The following is a 19,453-nucleotide window of genomic DNA, read 5'->3' as shown; positions in this document are numbered from 1 at the left end:
GCTTTTTTACTTGGTGTTAACATATGTGTTATACTGAAGGGGCAAAGGAGGCGTGCCCTATGAACTTAACAGTACGAGGTCAACAGATCGAGGTTACCGACGCTTTGAAGGACTACGTTGATAAGAAATTCAGCAGACTTGAAAAGTATTTCGATGCACCCCCGACGTCTGACGGAAGTGTAACGTTAAGCACAACCAGAGATTTGCACACTGTAGAAGTAACCATTCCTTTGCCGGGGCTTGTACTCCGTGCCGAAGACGAAAGCGATGACATGTATGCGTCCATTGATGCCGTGGTAGACAAGCTTGAGCGGCAGATTCGCAAGAACAAAACCAAGCTAAACCGAAAATTCCGTCAGAAGGGCAGTTTGAAAACCCTTTTTGTGGAAGATCCGGCAGGCAGCGTGGCTGTTGCTGAAGATGCAGAATTGGATGAGTTGGAAGTCGTCCGCACCAAGCGTTTCTTATTGAAACCGATGGATGTGGAAGAGGCCATTCTTCAAATGAACATGGTTGGACATAATTTCTTTGTATTTGCCAATATTGATAACGAAGAAGTCAGCGTGGTTTACAAGCGCAATGATGGTAAATACGGCTTGATCGAACGTGAATAATCTGTAAGACAGGAACTTATCATGTTTTTCAAATGAATAGAGGGTTCCCGATTGAAAGCATGCTTCATTGGAGATTGGGAAGAATGAAAATAACGACGAGCCTTATCCTTGCGAACCTGGCGGGGTAGGGCTCTTTTATATATTTTTCTGAAAATGAAATGTAATCTTAATGCAAATGAACGTAACTAAATGTGTATTTCATGGGTCAATTGTTTTGGTATCTTTAACCGGATGCAAATCAGGAAGCGGCTTGTGTTGCGGCATGTCCTACAAACTGTTACAATTTATGCAAAGAACATCGCACGATGGGCTGGTATAGCCGGGCCTGTCAAACATATCGGGATCAATTTCATCATGGACCCTTTCTTATTGTGAAATTGATTCTATTAATTGTTTTGCGTGAAAGGGGTAAACCATGTTAGGAATTGTAAAGAAAATTTTTGGAGATACAAACGAACGTGACGTCAAGCGTTTAATGAAGACGGTTGAGCTGATCAATAAATTAGAGCCGGATTTCGAGAAGCTATCGGATGAGGAACTGCAAGCGAAAACGGCGGAGTTTAAAGCCCGGATTGAGCAGGGAACTACGGTGGAAGAGGTTTTGCCGGAAGCTTTCGCAGCCGTTCGTGAGGCGTCCAAGCGGGTGTCGGGCAAACGTCATTATGACGTGCAGATGCTGGGCGGTATTGCGCTGCATGAAGGTAAAATTGCCGAAATGAAAACTGGCGAAGGTAAAACACTGGTGGGAACACTGCCGGTTTATTTGAATGCACTGCTGGGTAAAGGCGTGCACGTGGTTACGGTCAATGACTATTTGGCGCAACGTGACAGCGGAGAAATGGGACAAATCTATAACTTCTTGGGCATGTCGGTCGGTCTGAATTTGTCCGGTCTGGGTCATGGAGAAAAGCAAGATGCATATGCTTGCGACATCACGTACGGCACGAACAATGAGTTTGGATTCGATTACCTGCGTGACAACATGGTACTTTATAAAGAACAGATGGTACAACGTCCGTTGTATTTCTGTATCATTGATGAAGTGGATTCCATTCTCGTCGATGAAGCCCGTACGCCGTTGATTATCTCTGGACAAGCTCAGAAATCCACGGAGCTGTATTTTGCGGCTGACCGTTTTGTGAAGAGTCTAAATGTTGAAGAGGATTACACCTTGGATATCAAGGTGAAGTCGGTTGCTTTGACCGAGAACGGTGTATCCAAAGCTGAGAATTTCTTCGGACTGGAGAATCTGTACGATCAGGAAAGTGTTACAATCAATCACCACATCGTACAGGCACTGAAGGCTAACGCTATTATGCGTCTGGATGTGGATTATGTCGTAGCTGATGGCGAAGTTCTGATTGTCGATGAGTTCACAGGCCGTCTGATGGCCGGACGTCGCTACAGCGATGGTTTGCATCAGGCGATTGAAGCGAAGGAAAACATCGTTGTACAGAACGAGAGCATGACGCTAGCGACGATTACTTTCCAAAACTATTTCCGTATGTATCGCAAATTGGCGGGTATGACGGGTACAGCTAAAACCGAAGAAGAAGAATTCAAAAAAATATATGGTCTGGAAGTTCTCCAGATCCCTACGAACCGGGCGAATCAGCGTGTGGACATGCCTGACGTAGTATACAAGAGCGTAAAAGGTAAATTCCATGCGGTTGTAGATGAAATTGTGGAGCGCCACAAAAACAACCAGCCGATATTGGTAGGCACGATTTCTATTGAAAATTCGGAACTTCTTTCCGAAATGCTGAAACGCAAAGGCGTCCGGCATAAAGTGCTTAACGCCAAGTATCATGCTGAGGAAGCTGAAATTATTTCCCGTGCAGGTGAAGCGGGTTCGGTAACCATTGCCACGAATATGGCGGGACGTGGTACAGACATCGTGTTGGGCGAAGGCGTATCGACTATTGGTGGTTTACACATCATCGGTACAGAGCGTCACGAGTCTCGCCGTATTGATAATCAGCTTCGCGGACGTGCAGGACGTCAGGGTGATCCGGGTTCCACACAATTTTACTTATCGCTGGGCGATGAGTTAATGAAGCGTTTTGGTGCAGACAACGTGCTGAATATGATGGAGCGGTTGGGCTTCGAGGAAGACCAACCGATTGAAAGTCGCATGATTACACGTGCTATTGAATCGGCGCAAAAACGCGTTGAGGGCAACAACTTTGACCAGCGTAAAGTCGTTCTCCAATATGATGACGTGATGAATCAGCAACGTACTATTATTTACAAACAGCGTCGTGAAGTGCTGGAATCCGAGAACATTAAAGAAGTCGTGTTTGACATGATCAAGCCTGTTATCGAGCGTGTGGTGGAAGCTCATTGCGGTGATGACATTCCTGAAAACTGGGAACTTGAAGAAGTGGCAGAATACGTGAACAGCAATCTGCTTGAGGAAAATGCAATCAGTCGTGATGACCTGTGGGGTAAAGAAAAAGAAGAGATCGTTGAACTGATCTTCGAGAAAGTTACCGAAAGATACCACAGACGTGAAGAGACGATTGGCGAAGACATGGTACGCGAGTTCGAGAAAGTTATCGTACTGCGTGCAGTGGATAGCAAATGGATGGATCATATCGATGCTATGGATCAGTTGCGTCAAGGTATTCACTTGCGTGCTTATGGTGGTACCGATCCATTGCGTGAATACCAGTTTGAAGGTTTTGAAATGTTCCATGCCATGATCGCCAGCATCCAGGAGGAAGTAGCGACCTACATCATGAAGGCGCAAATTGAATCCAACCAAGAGCGTCAGGCTGTCATCGACGAAGACAAAATCTCGACGAGTGGGGAACCTGCTGCTCCTAAAAAGAAATCCGCCCCTTCGCGTCCGCGTAGAAAATAACGGTTTGAAATTTAGGGGTAGATCTTGAGATACAACTATTCCCTGCAGTGCATATAATGGCAGACGGCAGTTCAACCACTGATCGTCGGCCATTTTGTGCCATACAGGGGAGCACCCGGTTATTGAAAAGCCGTTTGACTTTACGGCGGTCGGCAGCGAAGCGAAGGATTTGAATCTGGAGAAGCGTCAGCGTTCGCCTTTGCAGTGAGATGCCCACCTTTAAATGTGTTATTTCAATCAAGGGCATCTCACTGCAACAGCGATCATAAGATCAAATCATTCGCATAGCGTCTCCTTACCCAGCCGTAACTCACAACGCTTTTAACCCCCTAACCATATATTAAAAGGAGAATGACATAATGATTGATCCAAATGTAAAACATGATTTAAGAGAAATAGGCAAGAAACTAACAAACCTTAGGGGGTCTCTTTGACTTAGATCTCAAACAGGAAATGATCGCAAACTTTGAGGAAAAGATGGCTGCGCCTGATTTTTGGGATGATAACGATAAAGCCCAAGCTGTGATCGCGGAAATGAACGCGGTTAAGTCTTCGGTGGACAGCTATGAGCAGCTCCGTCAGGAATATGAGGATGCCGGGATGATGGCTGAGCTGGCTGATGAGGAAGGCGACGAAACACTGGCTGGAGAAATTGAAAACAGTATCAGATCCTTGCTGAGTAAGCTTCAGGAGTTCGAACTGCAATTGCTTTTAAACCAGCCATATGACAAGCTTAATGCCATTTTGGAACTGCATCCGGGGGCAGGCGGAACCGAGTCGCAGGACTGGGGCCAAATGTTGCTACGGATGTATACACGCTGGGCAGAAAAACGCGGCTTTAAGGTAGAAACACTGGATTACCTGGCGGGTGATGAAGCAGGGATCAAAAGTGTAACACTGTTAATCAAGGGCTATAATGCTTACGGCTATCTCAAAGCAGAAAAAGGCGTGCATCGTCTCGTTCGCATTTCTCCATTTGATTCCTCGGGGCGTCGGCATACGTCGTTCGTATCCTGCGATGTCGTGCCGGAAATTGTGGATGATGTGGACGTGGAAATCCGGACAGAGGATCTTAAAATTGATACGTACCGCGCCAGTGGCGCAGGCGGTCAGCATATTAACACGACCGACTCAGCAGTTCGGATTACGCATCTTCCTTCCGGCATTGTTGTAACTTGCCAAAATGAGCGCTCCCAGATTAAGAACCGTGAGCAGGCTATGACGATGCTTCGTTCCAAGCTCTATGAGCGCAAAATTGAAGAGCAACGTCAACAATTGGACGAAATCCGTGGGGAGCAGTCCGATATTGCATGGGGCAGCCAAATTCGTTCTTACGTGTTCCACCCATACAGCATGGTGAAGGATCATCGTACCAGTGTGGAAACAGGCAACGTAGGAGCTGTCATGGATGGCGATCTGGACCCGTTCATCGATGGTTACCTGCGCAGTCAGATCAAGCTGGACGCAGAATAATAGCCTGTATGTTTCCTACAGACCCATAGGCCATGTGCCTATGGACTGTAGGAATTTTTGTGTACACGGTATTTTAAATTAAAGGAGAATACGAAAGATGTCCCAAATGAATCTCCCCGCTGCTCGGCGAAGACGCCGTAAACCTCTGATTGCCGCCAGCGGCCCCGCTCGCAATGTGATGGATGTTCTACTCATTGTGCTCGGCTCCTTCATTACGGCGCTGACCTTCAATATGTTCCTGCTTCCTAACCGAATTGCATCCGGGGGTGTGTCGGGTTTATCTATTTTGGGCGAGGATCTGTTTGGTCTGGAACCAGCTTATACGCAGTGGGGAATGAATATTCCGTTATTTATAGCGGGGGTGCTGCTGTTAGGAAAGAAATACGGTTTACGTTCCCTGCTGGGGAGTATCATGTTACCTTTATTCGTTTATCTAACTAAGGATTGGGCAGTTCCGACAACGAATCCGTTGCTGGCTTCGCTGTATGGTGGAATCGGAGTAGGGTTGGGATTGGGCACCGTATTCCGGGGCAGAGGCTCGACGGGTGGGCTGGCTATTTTGGCGCAGATCATTCAAAAATATACCGGCCTCAGCCTATCACTCTGCGTCATGCTCATGGATGGTACAGTCATTACACTGGCTGGCTTTGCTTTATCGCCGGAACGGGCGCTGTACGCACTGATTGGTTTGTTTGTAACTGGCAAGGTCATTGATGCCGTGGAAATGGGGTTAAGCTACTCCAAAGTGGCCTATATCATATCCAATCAGAAGGAAAAGATCACACAGGCTATTTTACATGACTTGGATCGGGGATTGACGGAGCTGGCAGGACGAGGCGGTTATACGAACGAAGAACGTCCTGTGCTCATGGTTGTGGTAGGCCAAAATGAGGTGACCCGTCTCAAAACGCTTGTTCGCTTGGTAGATCCGGAAGCTTTTGTGATCATTAGTAATACGCGTGAAGTATTGGGTGAAGGTTTTAAGAAGGAAGGCTAAAATAAAGTGGCCTGTCGGAAGGCTTGTTTTAGCTAATCAATAGGGGGACCTCGTTTGTACAGAACGTGGTTTCCCTTTTTGTATTTATACAGGTTCTGATTGGAACTTCAGCATCAGATGCAGAAATGAGCAATCTAAATGAATACTAATGCATGAGACAATCACTTCTGCATGAGGCAATCACTTCAAATTTGGGTGAATAACTTTACATGAGTATGTTGTATTTATATGAATAGAGTCGTATAATAATACATATTTCATAGGAACGGAATGGAGGAAGGTCTGTGAGCAGCAAGCTAAAAGTGGCAATTGTCGGTTCCACCGGGTATGGCGGGGTGGAGCTCATTCGTTTTTTGGTTCATCATCCGCAGGTAGAGATCGTATCTGTTATTTCTTCGTCCAGTGCGGGTGCTCCGATCAGTGACGGGTTCCCACATCTGACGGACATTGTGGTTCAGGATTTGGATGGTGTCGATGTTCAAGAGATGGCTGCCAAGGCTGATCTGGTTTTCACAGCTACACCTTCTGGTGTCAGCACCAAGCTGGTGCCGCAGCTTCTTGATGCCGGATTGAAGGTCATTGACCTCTCCGGGGATTTCAGACTGCGAAGCGGGGAAACGTACGAAGCATGGTATAAAAAGCCTGCGGCTTCACCCGAATATCTCAAGCAAGCCGTATACGGACTCAGCGAGGTGTATGCAGAAAAGCTTGCTGGTGTCCCTTTTATTTCTAATCCGGGTTGCTACCCAACAGCAACATTGCTGGGGATTATTCCAGCGTTGAAGGCAGATTGGATCGACCATCGGACGCTGATTGTAGATGCCAAATCCGGGGTATCCGGCTCCGGACGGGGAACAAGTCTCGTTTCGCATTATGCAGAGATGAACGAGAATTTTAAAGCCTACAAGATTAACAAACACCAGCATATCCCTGAGATCGAACAGGTTTTGGGCGATATTGCGGGTGAGGACGTTACGATTACGTTTACGACACAACTGGTTCCGATGACCCGAGGAATTATGAGTACGATTTATGTCACGTTGAAGGGTGAATACACAGATCAGGATCTCATCGGGCTATACCGGGATTATTATAAAGACCATCCTTTTGTCCGTGTACGCGGTGAAGGTGTATGGCCAGCAACGAAGGAAGTATTTGGCTCCAATTACTGCGATATCGGTTTTGCAGCAGATGCACGGACCGGGCGCCTTACGATTATTTCGGTCATTGATAACGTCGTGAAGGGTGCTGCCGGACAGGCGATTCAGAACTTAAACTTGATGATGGGATGGGAGGAGAACCTCGGACTGGGCTTCATACCGGTATATCCGTAAAGCAGCAAGCAGCCGCAACATGGAACGGGAAACGTAAGCGGGCGGGAATGGATTCGCAAATAGAACCGTTACTTATAGAAAGCGTTGCGGACGAGGGCACACAATTATGAGCAAATCAGGGTTTACAGTAGTAAACGGGGGAAATATCGTAACCCCGCGCGGCTTTACAGCCGGAGGATTGCACTGCGGACTTAAAAATACCGACCGCAATGATATCGGCGTGATTCGCTGCGAGGTAGAGGCAACAGCCGCTGCGGTATACACCACCAATGTATTTCAGGCTGCACCGCTCAAAGTGACTCGCGAAAGCCTTGTGGATGGTCGGCTGCAAGCGGTCGTGGTGAACAGCGGGAACGCCAACGCCTGCACCGGACAGCAAGGAGAGCAAGATGCCTACGCTATGCGCTCGGCGGCGGCTCGTGAGCTGGGTATTGCGGAGAGCAATGTAGCTGTTGCTTCGACGGGCGTGATTGGCGAGCATTTGAAAATGGACCGTGTGCTTGGCGGCATATCTGCATTACCTGGCCGTGTGAACGGGGAGAGCGATGGAGCGGAGCAATTTACCCAAGCCATTCTGACGACGGACTTGGTTAAGAAGGAAGCATGCGTGGCGGTTGAAGTGGATGGCGTGACCATACACATTGCCGGAGCAGCGAAGGGTTCGGGCATGATTCATCCGAACATGGCGACGATGCTGGCTTTTATGACCTGTGATGCTGCGATTGGGCAGACTGCACTTCATCAACTATTGAAGCAGGCAACGGATACCAGCTTTAATATGATTACAGTAGATGGCGATACGAGCACGAATGATATGCTGATCGCGATGGCAAGCGGGCTGGCGGGTAACCGTGAGCTGCAAGCAGAACATCCCGATTGGGCTGCTTTTGCCGAAGCGTTCACCTATATCTGTCGTGAGCTGGCGAAGGCAATTGCCCGCGATGGGGAAGGCGCTACGAAGCTGGTAGAGGTGTCCGTGAGTGGCGCGGTAAGTGATGCCTCTGCTCAAGCGATAGCGAAGACGGTGATCGGGTCCAGTCTGGTGAAGTCGGCCGTTTTTGGTGCTGATGCGAACTGGGGCCGGATTATTGCCGCTGTCGGGAGGGCCGGGGAGCCGGTCAACCCGGATACGGTAGACATCCGTTTGGGTGATATTGTTGTGCTAAGTGCGTCCAGTCCAGTCGCTTTTGATGAAGACGAGGCGCTCTCCTACCTACGAGGAGATACGGTGCGGATTATTGTGGATTTGCATCACGGGAACGGAACCGCCACAGCATGGGGCTGTGACTTAACCTACGATTACGTTCGGATTAACGCTGCATATCGGACATAGATAACGGAATAAGCACGGATGTAATTCTGACATTATTGTACAATGGCACGGACTGTGCAGAGGAGAAAAGGGGAGATTATATGCAATCGGCAGTGGAAAACGCGGATCAAGCAAATCATGCGGGATTGGCACGTCGTAATTTTGTGATGAAATGCGGAGGAAGTACGCTGGCTGCGTTGCCTGATTCCTTCTTTGACGATCTGGCCCGCTTGCAGTCGGAAGGCCTGCAACCTGTTATTGTACATGGCGGCGGCCCTGCTATCTCCGACAATTTGGCGAAGCTGGGCATCGAAACGGAATTCATCAACGGGTTGCGCAAAACAACCGAACCCGTGCTGGATGTCGTGGAAATGGTGCTGTCCGGCAGCATTAACAAGCAGATTGTACGCAGGATCGGAATGCACGGAGGTCGAGCACTGGGTTTGTCGGGCAGCGATGGCTTTTTAATCGAAGCAAAGCCTGTGTCTAATGCGGCAGAGGTCGGCTGGGTCGGAGAAGTAACGTCTGTCCAAGCTTCGATTATTACAGGTGTGCTGGATATGAACTATATGCCCGTTATTGCGCCCATCGGAATTGATCGTTCCGGTCAGCGCTACAATATTAACGCAGATACAGCCGCGGGTGCAGTGGCCTCTCATCTTGGAGTTAGCCGGATGATCGTCGTTACGGATGTACCGGGCATATTGAAGAAGATCGGCGGAGAAAAGAAGGTGCTGGACTCGATCACCGTACAGGAGATTGAGGATATGATCAGCACAGGTGAAATATACGGCGGCATGATCCCTAAGGTGAGAGCGGCTATTGCCTGCATCCACGGCAAAGTGAAGGAAGTTGTCATTGTGAACGGCAGTGAACCGCAGGTATTAAGCCGTGTACTGGGCGGGGAAGCCATTGGAACGCGCATCGTGCGCATGCAGTAACTGCAAACATATAACGGAATCTTATATAACCAAACGAAAAAGGAGCGTGAACATAATGAGTAAGGAACCGAATACGCTGGTGAGCGTTGAAACGCCAGGTACGAACGGAGCCGCTGTCGGAGCACAAACGGAAAAGGCATCCGCAACTGTGCAGACAGAAAGCTCTCTTTTTCCAACCTACGCAAGATACCCGCTTACGTTGGTCAAAGGACAAGGAAGCTGGCTGTGGGATGATCAGGGCAATCGTTATCTGGATTTCATGTCAGGCATTGCTGTTACCAATCTTGGACATGCGCCACAGGCTGTAGCTGAACGCTTGAAAAAGCAGATTGATGAACTATGGCACGTATCCAATCTGTTTCATATTCCGGGGCAGGAACGGGCTGCCGCTCTACTGACTGCCAATAGCAGCGCAGATGCTGTGTTCTTCTGCAACAGCGGTGCAGAAGCGAATGAAGCTGCGATCAAGCTGGCGCGTCGTTATCACCAGAAGGTGAAGCAGACCGGACGCTACGAGATCATTACGTTCACGCAATCCTTCCACGGACGGACGCTGGCAACCTTGACCGCTACGGGTCAGGATAAAGTAAAAGAAGGCTTTTTACCGCTTCCAGCCGGGTTCAAAAGCGTTCCGCTTCACGATCAGGCTGCACTCGAAGCGGCGATTAGCGAGAATACGGCTGCAATCATGCTGGAAATGGTGCAGGCAGAAGGCGGAATGTATCCGGTAGAGCCTGCTTTTGTAGACGTGATTACAAAGCTTTGCAACGAGCATGGATTGCTTTTGATCATTGATGAGGTACAGACGGGCATGGGCCGTACAGGCAAGCTGTTTTCCTTTGAGCATTACGGCATAGAGCCGGATATCTTTACGTTGGCGAAGGGGTTGGGCAGTGGTTTTTCCGTTGGCGCGATGCTGGGCAAAGGATATTTGCGCGAAGCGTTCACGGCGGGCAGTCACGGCTCTACCTTTGGAGGTACACCGCTCGCTATGGCAGCGGTTCAGGCGACCATTGAAACGATTATTGACGAAAAACTTCCAGAGCGTGCGGCTGAGCTGGGCGAGTATTTGTTCCAAAGTCTGCAAAAGCAGCTTGGAGAGATTCCTTTTGTGAAGGATATCCGTGGAAAAGGTCTGATGGTCGGCATCGAGTGTGCTGAGCCTGTGGCGGAACTTGTTTTGGCAGGACAAAAGAAGGGCATTTTGTTCATTACCGCAGGACCGAACGTGGTTCGACTGTTGCCTAACCTGTATGTAACGAAGGACGAGATAGATCAGGCTGTAGCACTTATTACCGAGTTGATTCAGGAGCATATTGCTTAGGTGGCTAAACTACCTAACTACCTAGATTAGAGTGTAAAAGGAGACGATAGCATGAGCCAGGGCGGGGCATTGCAGCAAATTAACTTGAAGGGGCGGGATTTTCTTGAGTTGGACGACTACTCGACCGAAGAAATCCAATATTTAATCGATCTCGCCATCGAAATCAAGCGCAAGCACAAAAATGGAGAAACCTATCAGCCGCTGAAGGGGAAAACGATCGGACTGATTTTCGAAAAATCCTCTACACGTACACGGGTATCTTTTGAAGTCGGCATGTTTCAATTGGGCGGGCATGCCCTTTTTCTCAGTAAAAATGATATTCAACTAGGACGCGGTGAGCCTATTAGCGATATGGCACAGGTGATGTCTCGTTATTTGGATGGCATTATGATCCGTACCTTCGGACACGATAATGTTGTAGAGTTGGCGCGTTATGCATCTGTTCCTGTGATCAACGGCTTGAGCGATTTGGCGCATCCGTGTCAGGTGCTGGCTGATTATCAGACCTTGTATGAGCAAAAGGGCAAGCTTAAAGGACTTAAATTGGCCTACATCGGGGACGGCAACAATATGGCGCATTCCCTGTTGATTGGTGGAGCGAAGCTCGGTGTGTATGTATCGATTGCAAGTCCTGCTGGATATGAGCCTGATCCGAGTGTTGTGGCAGCTTCCCGTGAGATTGCCAAGCAAACCGGCAGTGAGATTGTGATTACCCAAAGTCCGCAAGAAGCAGTAAAGGATGCAGATGCAATCTACACCGATGTATGGGCGAGCATGGGCTTTGAGGAAGAGCAAAAGGAACGGGAGCTTGCTTTTGCCGACTTCCAGGTGAATGAGGAGCTGGTTAAGCTGGCGAAGCCGGATTATCTGTTCCTGCACTGTCTACCTGCGCATCGTGGCGAAGAAGTGAGCGCAGGTGTAATCGATGGGCCAAATTCAGTGATTTTTGATGAGGCTGAGAACCGTCTGCACGCACAAAAAGCATTGATGGTTGCTTTGATGGGATAAAGAAGCTATGTTTTATTGTTAGAAAGATTGCATTTGTGGAAGATGATCTGTAGATTTAGATGCAGATGTGAATGAAGGATAGTGGCTAGAAGCATTCGGGGAGGACTTCAATCATGGCAAAAGAAAAAATCGTACTCGCATATTCCGGCGGTCTGGATACGTCGGTCATTTTGAAATGGCTTAAAGAAACCTACGACGCTGAAATTATAGCGTTTACCGCAGATATCGGACAGAAGGAAGAACTGGATGGTTTGGAGGAAAAAGCGCTCGCTACTGGAGCCTCCAAAGTGTATATTGATGATCTGCGTGATGAATTCGCCAAGGATTTTATTTATCCGATGTTTCAGGCGGGGGCTTTGTATGAAGGGCAATATCTGCTAGGAACAAGTATTGCACGTCCATTGATCGCTAAACGGATGGTGGATATTGCGATTGCAGAGGGTGCAACAGCTATCGCTCACGGCGCGACAGGCAAAGGCAACGATCAGGTGCGCTTCGAGCTGAACGCGGCGGCGTTGACGCCCGATATCAAGGTGATCGCACCTTGGCGGCTGGAAGAGTTCCGCAATCAGTTCCCGGGCCGGGCAGAAATGATTGCCTATGCGGAGAAACACGATATCCCGGTAACCGCTTCTGCGGCCAAGCCGTACTCCATGGACCGTAATCTGCTGCATATTAGTTATGAAAGCGGCGTGCTGGAGGATCCTTGGTTTGATCCGAGCGCTCCTGAAAATAAAGAAATGTTCTTGCTCAGCAATGCACCTGAGGATGCTCCTGATGAAGCGGAATATTTGGAGCTGGAGTTTGAAGCAGGAAACTGTGTCGCTTTGAATGGAGAGCAGCTAGACCCGTTGCAGGTTATGGAAAAGCTGAATGAGCTGGGCGGCAAGCATGGCATCGGACGTGTGGACATGGTGGAAAACCGTTTTGTCGGTATGAAGAGCCGCGGAGTGTATGAGACGCCGGGCGGTACGATCCTGTTCACAGCTCATCGCAAAATGGAGTCCATCACGATGGACCGCGAGGTCATGAATTTGCGCGACAGTCTGATTACCCGTTATGCTACGCTGGTCTACAACGGTTTCTGGTTCGCGCCGGAGCGTGTGGCTTTGCAGGCACTGGTTCATGAGAGCCAAAAGAATGTCAGTGGTACAGTGCGCGTGAAGCTGTACAAAGGCAATATTATTGGCGCAGGTGTCAAAAGTCCGGTCAGCTTGTACAATCCGGATATTGCGACGATGGAAGCTGATCCTACACAAGCCTACGATCAAGGGGATGCAACAGGCTTTATCCGCTTGAATGCCCTGCGCTTGAAGGTCAATGCGGGAGTAGCCAAAAATAATAAATAAATGAGTTAGCCTAAAATGTACGGGATGCGGGCCGTCCTTGTCCAAGCGACGAGGACGGCTTGTATTGCAGAGAGGGGATCTTGCAAAAATGAGTAAGCTATGGGGCGGACGTTTTACAAAGCAGACCAACAAGCTGGTAGAGGAATACACGGCTTCCATCGGGTTTGATCAAGCGTTGGCGGAAGAAGATATTCAGGGTAGTTTGGCTCATGTGGCCATGCTGGGCAAATGCGGGATTATTCCGCAGGCCGATGCGGATACGATCAAGGAAGGACTACACACAGTATTGGAGCGTATTCGCCGTGGGGAGATTGAGTTTTCGGTTTCGGACGAGGATATTCATATGAATATCGAGAAAAATCTGATCGAAGCGATTGGTCCAGTTGGCGGTAAGCTGCACACCGGGCGCAGCCGTAATGATCAGGTGGCAACGGATATGCACTTGTATTTGCGCGGACGTGTGGTGGCGCTGGTCGGTATGCTGCATGATGTACAAGCCGCACTAATCGGACAGGCGAAAGATAATCTGGATACGATTGTACCCGGATATACGCATTTGCAGCGTGCGCAGCCTATCTTGTTCGCGCATCATTTGCTCGCATATGTATCGATGCTGGAGCGCGATATTGACCGACTCAAAGATAGCTACAAGCGCATCAATGTATTGCCGCTAGGTGCGGGTGCCTTGGCCGGGACGACCTTTCCGATAGACCGTCATTTTGTAGCCGAGCAACTGGGTTTTGATGGTGTGTATGAAAATAGTCTGGACGCCGTTAGCGACCGGGACTTTATCGTAGAGTTTCTGGCTGGAGCTTCGCTGATCATGACGCATTTGTCGCGTCTAAGCGAAGAGCTGGTGTTGTGGAGCAGCACGGAGTTTGGCTTCGTGGAGCTGGATGATGCCTTTTGCACAGGCAGCAGCATTATGCCGCAGAAGAAAAACCCGGACGTACCGGAGCTGGTACGCGGTAAAACTGGACGCGTCTACGGCAATCTCGTTGGACTGCTGACCGTTTTGAAATCCTTGCCACTAGCGTACAACAAGGATATGCAGGAGGATAAGGAAGGCATGTTCGATACTGTTGCTACGCTGGAAGGGGCTTTGCAGTTGTTCGCGCCGATGATCGCCACGATGAAGGTGAACAAGGATCGCATGCGTCAAGCGGTCAATCAGGACTTCTCCAATGCGACGGATATTGCGGATTTCCTCGTGGGCAAGGGACTTCCGTTCCGTCAGGCGCATGAGGTTATCGGCAAAACGGTGCTGTATTGCATCCAGCATGGCAAGTATTTGCTTGATCTGACACTGGAGGAATTCCAGCAGTTTTCCGACTTGTTTGACGACCGTATCTATGAGGTGCTTCAACCGGAAACGGTGGTTAACGCCCGGAATGTATACGGTGGAACTGCAACCGGACAGGTACAGGCAGCCATCGGGCGCAGTGAACAGCTTCTGAGCAGCACGTCAACATGGTTTGAAGGGCACAAACGGAGTAACTAATCAGCTAAAAGAATTCTTGCGCAGCAGCGGGACGTTGTGTGGAATTTGATAGTTTAGCACATATAGCAGGATATCAAGATAGCAAGATAGCAAGATAGCAAGATAGCAAGGGCACCGTTCGCGGTGCTTTTTGTGCTTTTTAAGGTATTTGGATTAAGTGGTGATCTGAACAATGATAGATTGCGTAAGGTTTCTTAGACAGGCGCAATCACGGGGATTATAAAATAGTTCTATATACCTATGTATGCATTAGTGTGAAAGTTTCTAGAATTTACATTATTGTATACCTACTCCTACTACGAGTATGGTAGAATAGCACTAAGTTTTTAATTGCATTACCAATTTATCAGGACAGAACTGGTATCAAATGAATAAATGTCAGGTTTTTATGGGTCTCTCTTGACCAGAAGACTTGCATCAATATGTAAACGAAGGGTTTAAATGAGAATAAGAGAATGTGCTGCTTTCAGGAAGACGTAAGACCATGGATGCAGGAACAGATCTAGAGGCAGAGTCCGGACGGTTCAGGGAGGTATTATGAGAAGCAAAAGAACGGCGCGGCAGTTAAAGAGCGCATGGATCGGTTATCATGCTTCTGACGCCGATCAGCTGGTGTCTACGTTGCACGAGGAGCGGATGAAGGACGAGAAGTTGCTGCGCGAGGAACGGGAGCTTTTCCACGCGGCGCTGGAACGGAAGAAGCAACGGGATGCGGAGTTGAAGCAGTTGCTTGCGGATGCGCTCGCAGAAGAACGGCGTTGGATTGAAAGGGCGGGAATCCATGGGTGACAGGCTGAGGTGGCAGATTGGGGGAGTTTCAATTCCCCAAACCAAGAGAAGAATAAAAGAAGAGCGTCAGCAGATCGCTCGCCTGGAGCAGCAGTTGGAGGCCCAGCGGACGGAGCAGGCCCCGGTGCTGTACAAGCTGGATTTTCATATTGAGGAACTGGAACGGCGGCTTCAGGATACGGAACTGCGTATCCAGGCATTACAGAGCGCCGCGGATACGGCAGCAGCGGTGGAGCAATTGCTGGATGAAAGTGTGCAGGATGGACAAGCGCAGGAGGCGCAAGTCCAATATCCTGACGGCCAACAGGAGCAGGCTGCGACGGGAGCCGCCTTGGGAGTAGTCTCCGGCGCTCCTGGTTCCGCAGGCGAAGAGGCCGCCACGGGGATACAGAACGGACGGAACGGCAAAGCCCGCCTTGGAGACCAATTGGTGGACAACGGCATAATTACCCGCGATCAGCTTACCGACGCCATCCGAAACCAAAGACGTTACGGTGGCAGGTTGGGCGACATTTTGGTAGAGATGGGCTTCATTACCGCAGAGCAATTGCAGGAGCAGGTGGACGGTGATGAATCCAAAGAGCGACTGGGCGACATGCTGGTACGTTCCGGCTATATTTCACCAGAGCAGCTAGAGCGCGCGCTGGAGTTCCAGGCGAAGAGTGGCGGGCTGCTCGGCGATATTTTGCTGTCATTGCAAATGCTGGAGCCTGCGGATTTGTACCGCGCGATTGCTACACAGAACCGGATCGGCCGTATTGGTGAAGAGCTGGCACTGGATGCAGCCTATAAGTTACCCGAGCAGGTGGCCATGGCTTACGGTGTGGTCGTCATTCATGAATATATGAACCGCTATATTGTGGCGGTCAGTGATCCGTTGCCAGAAGAGCGGCGCTTGAAGCTGGAGGACATTCTCGGGATGCCGGTGGAGCAGGTGCTGGCGACCAAGGAAGAGATGGAGCAGCTCTGGGGTAAGATCTACGGTGAGGAAATGATGCAGGAGAGCACGACCGGATTGTTGGAAAAAGAGCCGCACAATTCGGCGCGTACGACCTTTACGAAGGGACAACTATGGGTGTTCGCGGCAATGGGCGTAATTACAGTGCTCGGTCTTTTCTGGAACAGCTGGAATACGGTGCTGATCATCAATATGCTGATCCAGCTGTTTTATTTTGCTATGACGCTCTTCAAATTCGGTATTATTTATCTCGGTTCCCGGCGTGGGGCGCAGCTTCGCTTTACGAAGGAAGAGGTCGACGCCATGGATGAGAAAAAGCTGCCGATCTATACCATTCTCGTACCGATGTACAAGGAGGCGGGCGTGCTTCCGATGCTGTTGCGGAATTTGGAGCAACTTGATTATCCAAAATCCAAGCTGGATGTGCGGCTGTTAATTGAAGAGGACGATATTGAGACGATTGAGCTGCTTCGTGAAATGAAGCTGCCCGCCTATTACACGACACTGGTTGTCCCTGACGGCTTGCCGAAAACCAAGCCGAAGGCGTGTAACTACGGGCTTATTCGGGCGCGTGGCGAATTTGTGGTTATTTATGATGCCGAGGATCGTCCCGACTCCGACCAGCTTAAAAAGGTCATTGCGGCGTTCAACTCGCTCCCTGAGCATTATGCGTGTATTCAAGCGAAGCTCAACTATTTTAACAGTACGCAAAATTTGCTGACCCGCTGGTTCACGCAGGAATATAGCATGTGGTTCGAACTGCTCCTGCCGGGTATTATGCAGTTAGATACGCCTATTCCTTTGGGCGGAACATCCAATCATTTTCGGGTATCCGTGCTCAAAGATATCAATGCGTGGGACCCCTACAATGTAACCGAGGATGCCGATCTGGGTATACGTCTGTATAAAGGGGGGTACAAAACCGCCATTGTCGATTCGCGTACATGGGAGGAAGCTAACAGTCGCGTAGGGAACTGGATTCGCCAGCGGTCACGCTGGATCAAGGGATACATGCAGACATGGCTGGTTCATATGCGCAATCCGGTGAAGCTGGTGCGTGAGGTGGGCTGGAAAGGCTTTTTCGGCTTTCAGGTCATGATTTTGGCGACACCGATGCTGCCTTTGCTGAATCCGATATTTTGGGGATTGCTGATTTTATGGTTTGGTTGGGAAATGGCCTTTATTCCCAAGCTGTTCCCGGGTTATGTGTATTACCTGGCCAGCGCGGAATTTTATATCGGTAACTTTTTGTTCGTATTTAGTAACGTGGCGGGAATGTATTGGGTCATCGGCGAACTGGAAGAGCGCGGTGAACGTTCATTTTCTTACGCGATGGTCAAATACGGGCTGCTTTCGCCGCTGTATTGGGTACTTATGAGTATTGCTGCGGTGAAGGCAGCCTGGCAGCTCATTACCAAGCCTTTCTATTGGGAGAAGACGACGCATGGTCTGACCGATATGCATGATCTGGATGATGCTCCTGCACAATCCTCCTGAATATGAAGAAAGAAGGAGCAAGAATGGAGACAAAAACACCCTTTTTATCTGTTGTCATTCCCATGTATAATGAAAGCTCACATCTGGAGCGTTCACTCAAGGTGATTGATGGTGTGCTGTCTGTGGTCACTTCACGCTATGAGCTGATTGTCATAGATGACGGTTCCAGAGATGATACGTGGGTCAAGCTATCCGAATTGTCTCGCCGTATGCCTTCTCTGCTCGCACTTCGGCTTAGCCGGAACTTCGGTAAGGAGCTGGCGCTGTGCGCAGGTCTGGAAAACGCCTCCGGCGATGCTATCATCGTCATGGACGGCGATTTGCAGCATCCTCCTGAGATGATTGGAGAAATGGTGCGTTTATGGCAGGATGAGGGCTACGATCTGGTCGAATGTGTGAAGGAATTCCGGGGAGAAGAGTCGATGGGCAAAAAGCTCGGGGCTTCATTGTTCTATGCGACCTTGAACCGTTTGACAGGCTTTAACCTCAAAGATGCCTCGGATTATAAGCTGCTGGATCGCCGGGTGGTGGATGCCTGGATGGCGATGCCTGAGCGGATTCCGTTTTTTCGCGGGATGACGGCCTGGCTTGGTTTCCGTAAAACCCAGATTTCGTTCCGGGTGGCTCCACGGGAGGAGGGCCCCAGTCGCTGGAGTCCGTTGGGGCTGATTCGGCTTGCAGCGGAAGCAATAGTTTCGTTTTCAACCGTGCCGTTGCGGGTAGTAAGTTTAATGGGACTCATTTTTATGCTGATTTCAGTTATATTGGGAATTCAAACCTTGGCGCACAAATTATCGGGTACCGCTGTGACTGGTTTTACAACTGTTATTTTGCTGCTCTTGATTATCGGCAGTGTATTGATGCTGTCCATCGGAGTGGTAGGAGAATATATCGCCGCCATATATCACGAAGTCAAAGCCAGACCTCGTTATCTGATTGCAGACAAACGGGCGAACGCTGACCGATTGTGGGTGGATAGGGAGTTTAATCAACATGATCAGACGTTCGTATCTAAAGTATCCAATCATTAAATATGGCATTGTGGGGCTGCTGGGAACAGGTATCCATGTGGGTGTACTTGTACTGCTGGTGGAACTGTTCAGGGTGCCTGCGGTAATGGCTACTACGATCGGATTCGTAGTCACACTGCTTGTATCGTATGTGCTGAACCGGAACTGGACATTCGAGCCTACCGGGGAGGGGAGTCGTACCCAGTTTCTTAAATATTTGTTGGTCTGCACCTGTGGCCTGCTCTTGAATGCAGGTCTGATGTACGCAACCATTCACTGGATCGGCTGGTCGTATCTGATCGGTGAGGTACTGACCACCATCATCGTGCCTGTTCATAATTATATCTGGAATCGCTATTGGATCTTCTCCGTTCCACAAAAGCGTCAGAAAGAGACTTCATGATTTTGAAAAAAAGGAAATAAAGAGTTGCGATCATTGTATTTTAGGTAGCAGAGTATCACAGTCGGGTTGATCTGGCT

At 49.4% G+C, this 19,453-nt stretch carries 15 protein-coding genes; all 15 read left to right on the top strand.

The annotated features are described in order from the left end of the window. The first annotated feature begins 59 nt into the window (after positions 1-59). The 15 genes from hpf (at position 60) to HPL003_RS04350 (ending at position 19,376) form a co-directional block, all read left to right on the top strand. Positions 60-614: a ribosome hibernation-promoting factor, HPF/YfiA family gene (gene hpf, locus HPL003_RS04420; RefSeq protein WP_014278415.1), complete on the top strand. Its 555-nt coding sequence runs from the start codon at positions 60-62 to the stop codon at positions 612-614. Between the two features lie 415 nt (positions 615-1,029). Further along, entirely contained in the window at positions 1,030-3,480 is a 2,451-nt protein-coding gene (secA, locus tag HPL003_RS04415) for a preprotein translocase subunit SecA (protein ID WP_014278414.1), read from the top strand. A 359-nt stretch (positions 3,481-3,839) separates the two neighbouring features. After that, positions 3,840-4,953 (top strand): peptide chain release factor 2 gene (gene prfB, locus HPL003_RS04410; protein ID WP_148267371.1). Its coding sequence is split into 2 segments (ribosomal slippage): positions 3,840-3,911 and positions 3,913-4,953, totalling 1,113 coding nucleotides; the frame shifts between segments, so codons are not numbered across the junction. A gap of 97 nt (positions 4,954-5,050) precedes the next feature. Continuing rightward, the gene (locus tag HPL003_RS04405; protein WP_014278412.1) at positions 5,051-5,950 is read left to right on the top strand and encodes a YitT family protein; all 900 of its coding nucleotides are present in this window, start codon (positions 5,051-5,053) and stop codon (positions 5,948-5,950) included. A 284-nt stretch (positions 5,951-6,234) separates the two neighbouring features. Next, positions 6,235-7,284 carry an N-acetyl-gamma-glutamyl-phosphate reductase gene (argC, locus tag HPL003_RS04400; protein WP_014278411.1) on the top strand — a complete coding sequence of 350 codons (1,050 nt, stop codon included), beginning with the start codon at positions 6,235-6,237 and terminating at the stop codon, positions 7,282-7,284. A gap of 106 nt (positions 7,285-7,390) precedes the next feature. Further along, positions 7,391-8,617, top strand: a complete 1,227-nt coding sequence (argJ, locus tag HPL003_RS04395) for a bifunctional glutamate N-acetyltransferase/amino-acid acetyltransferase ArgJ (RefSeq protein WP_014278409.1) — start codon at positions 7,391-7,393, stop codon at positions 8,615-8,617. Positions 8,618-8,697: 80 nt separating this feature from the next. After that, positions 8,698-9,537 carry an acetylglutamate kinase gene (argB, locus tag HPL003_RS04390; RefSeq protein WP_014278408.1) on the top strand — a complete coding sequence of 280 codons (840 nt, stop codon included), beginning with the start codon at positions 8,698-8,700 and terminating at the stop codon, positions 9,535-9,537. 55 nt (positions 9,538-9,592) lie between these two features. Further along, the gene (locus HPL003_RS04385; protein WP_014278407.1) at positions 9,593-10,861 is read left to right on the top strand and encodes an acetylornithine transaminase; all 1,269 of its coding nucleotides are present in this window, start codon (positions 9,593-9,595) and stop codon (positions 10,859-10,861) included. 51 nt (positions 10,862-10,912) lie between these two features. Beyond that, positions 10,913-11,869 carry an ornithine carbamoyltransferase gene (argF, locus tag HPL003_RS04380; protein ID WP_014278406.1) on the top strand — a complete coding sequence of 319 codons (957 nt, stop codon included), beginning with the start codon at positions 10,913-10,915 and terminating at the stop codon, positions 11,867-11,869. A 113-nt stretch (positions 11,870-11,982) separates the two neighbouring features. Beyond that, positions 11,983-13,218 (top strand): argininosuccinate synthase, encoded by a 1,236-nt coding sequence (locus tag HPL003_RS04375; RefSeq protein ID WP_014278405.1) that lies wholly within the window; start codon positions 11,983-11,985, stop codon positions 13,216-13,218. Positions 13,219-13,306: 88 nt separating this feature from the next. Further along, a complete protein-coding gene (gene argH / locus HPL003_RS04370) occupies positions 13,307-14,719 on the top strand; it encodes an argininosuccinate lyase (protein WP_014278404.1) in 1,413 nt (470 codons plus the stop codon). Between the two features lie 537 nt (positions 14,720-15,256). Next, positions 15,257-15,508: a hypothetical protein gene (locus HPL003_RS04365; protein WP_014278403.1), complete on the top strand. Its 252-nt coding sequence runs from the start codon at positions 15,257-15,259 to the stop codon at positions 15,506-15,508. Further along, positions 15,501-17,963, top strand: a complete 2,463-nt coding sequence (locus HPL003_RS04360; RefSeq protein ID WP_014278402.1) for a cyclic di-GMP-binding domain-containing protein, MshE-related — start codon at positions 15,501-15,503, stop codon at positions 17,961-17,963. The genes HPL003_RS04365 and HPL003_RS04360 overlap by 8 nt, the downstream gene beginning before the upstream one ends. A gap of 23 nt (positions 17,964-17,986) precedes the next feature. Further along, positions 17,987-18,994, top strand: a complete 1,008-nt coding sequence (locus HPL003_RS04355) for a glycosyltransferase family 2 protein (protein ID WP_014278401.1) — start codon at positions 17,987-17,989, stop codon at positions 18,992-18,994. Beyond that, on the top strand, positions 18,957-19,376 hold the full coding sequence (locus HPL003_RS04350; protein WP_014278400.1) for a GtrA family protein: 420 nt from the start codon (positions 18,957-18,959) through the stop codon (positions 19,374-19,376). The genes HPL003_RS04355 and HPL003_RS04350 overlap by 38 nt, the downstream gene beginning before the upstream one ends. Positions 19,377-19,453 lie beyond the last annotated feature (77 nt).

The sequence above is a fragment of the Paenibacillus terrae HPL-003 genome (assembly GCF_000235585.1).
Classification (GTDB): Bacteria; Bacillota; Bacilli; order Paenibacillales; family Paenibacillaceae; genus Paenibacillus; species Paenibacillus terrae_B.
The sequence above is the reverse complement of the archived record's forward strand: the minus strand, read 5'-3'. Positions and strand labels throughout refer to the sequence as shown.

Excerpts from the sequence above, each read along its gene's own strand:
- argJ (WP_014278409.1), top strand. The coding sequence starts at position 7,391 with ATGAGCAAATCAGGGTTTACAGTAGTAAACGGGGGAAATATCGTAACC.
- HPL003_RS04350 (WP_014278400.1), top strand. The coding sequence starts at position 18,957 with ATGATCAGACGTTCGTATCTAAAGTATCCAATCATTAAATATGGCATT.
- argF (WP_014278406.1), top strand. The coding sequence starts at position 10,913 with ATGAGCCAGGGCGGGGCATTGCAGCAAATTAACTTGAAGGGGCGGGAT.
- HPL003_RS04365 (WP_014278403.1), top strand. The coding sequence starts at position 15,257 with ATGAGAAGCAAAAGAACGGCGCGGCAGTTAAAGAGCGCATGGATCGGT.
- argB (WP_014278408.1), top strand. The coding sequence starts at position 8,698 with ATGCAATCGGCAGTGGAAAACGCGGATCAAGCAAATCATGCGGGATTG.
- HPL003_RS04405 (WP_014278412.1), top strand. The coding sequence starts at position 5,051 with ATGTCCCAAATGAATCTCCCCGCTGCTCGGCGAAGACGCCGTAAACCT.
- secA (WP_014278414.1), top strand. The coding sequence starts at position 1,030 with ATGTTAGGAATTGTAAAGAAAATTTTTGGAGATACAAACGAACGTGAC.
- HPL003_RS04360 (WP_014278402.1), top strand. The coding sequence starts at position 15,501 with ATGGGTGACAGGCTGAGGTGGCAGATTGGGGGAGTTTCAATTCCCCAA.
- HPL003_RS04385 (WP_014278407.1), top strand. The coding sequence starts at position 9,593 with ATGAGTAAGGAACCGAATACGCTGGTGAGCGTTGAAACGCCAGGTACG.
- HPL003_RS04375 (WP_014278405.1), top strand. The coding sequence starts at position 11,983 with ATGGCAAAAGAAAAAATCGTACTCGCATATTCCGGCGGTCTGGATACG.
- HPL003_RS04355 (WP_014278401.1), top strand. The coding sequence starts at position 17,987 with ATGGAGACAAAAACACCCTTTTTATCTGTTGTCATTCCCATGTATAAT.
- argH (WP_014278404.1), top strand. The coding sequence starts at position 13,307 with ATGAGTAAGCTATGGGGCGGACGTTTTACAAAGCAGACCAACAAGCTG.
- hpf (WP_014278415.1), top strand. The coding sequence starts at position 60 with ATGAACTTAACAGTACGAGGTCAACAGATCGAGGTTACCGACGCTTTG.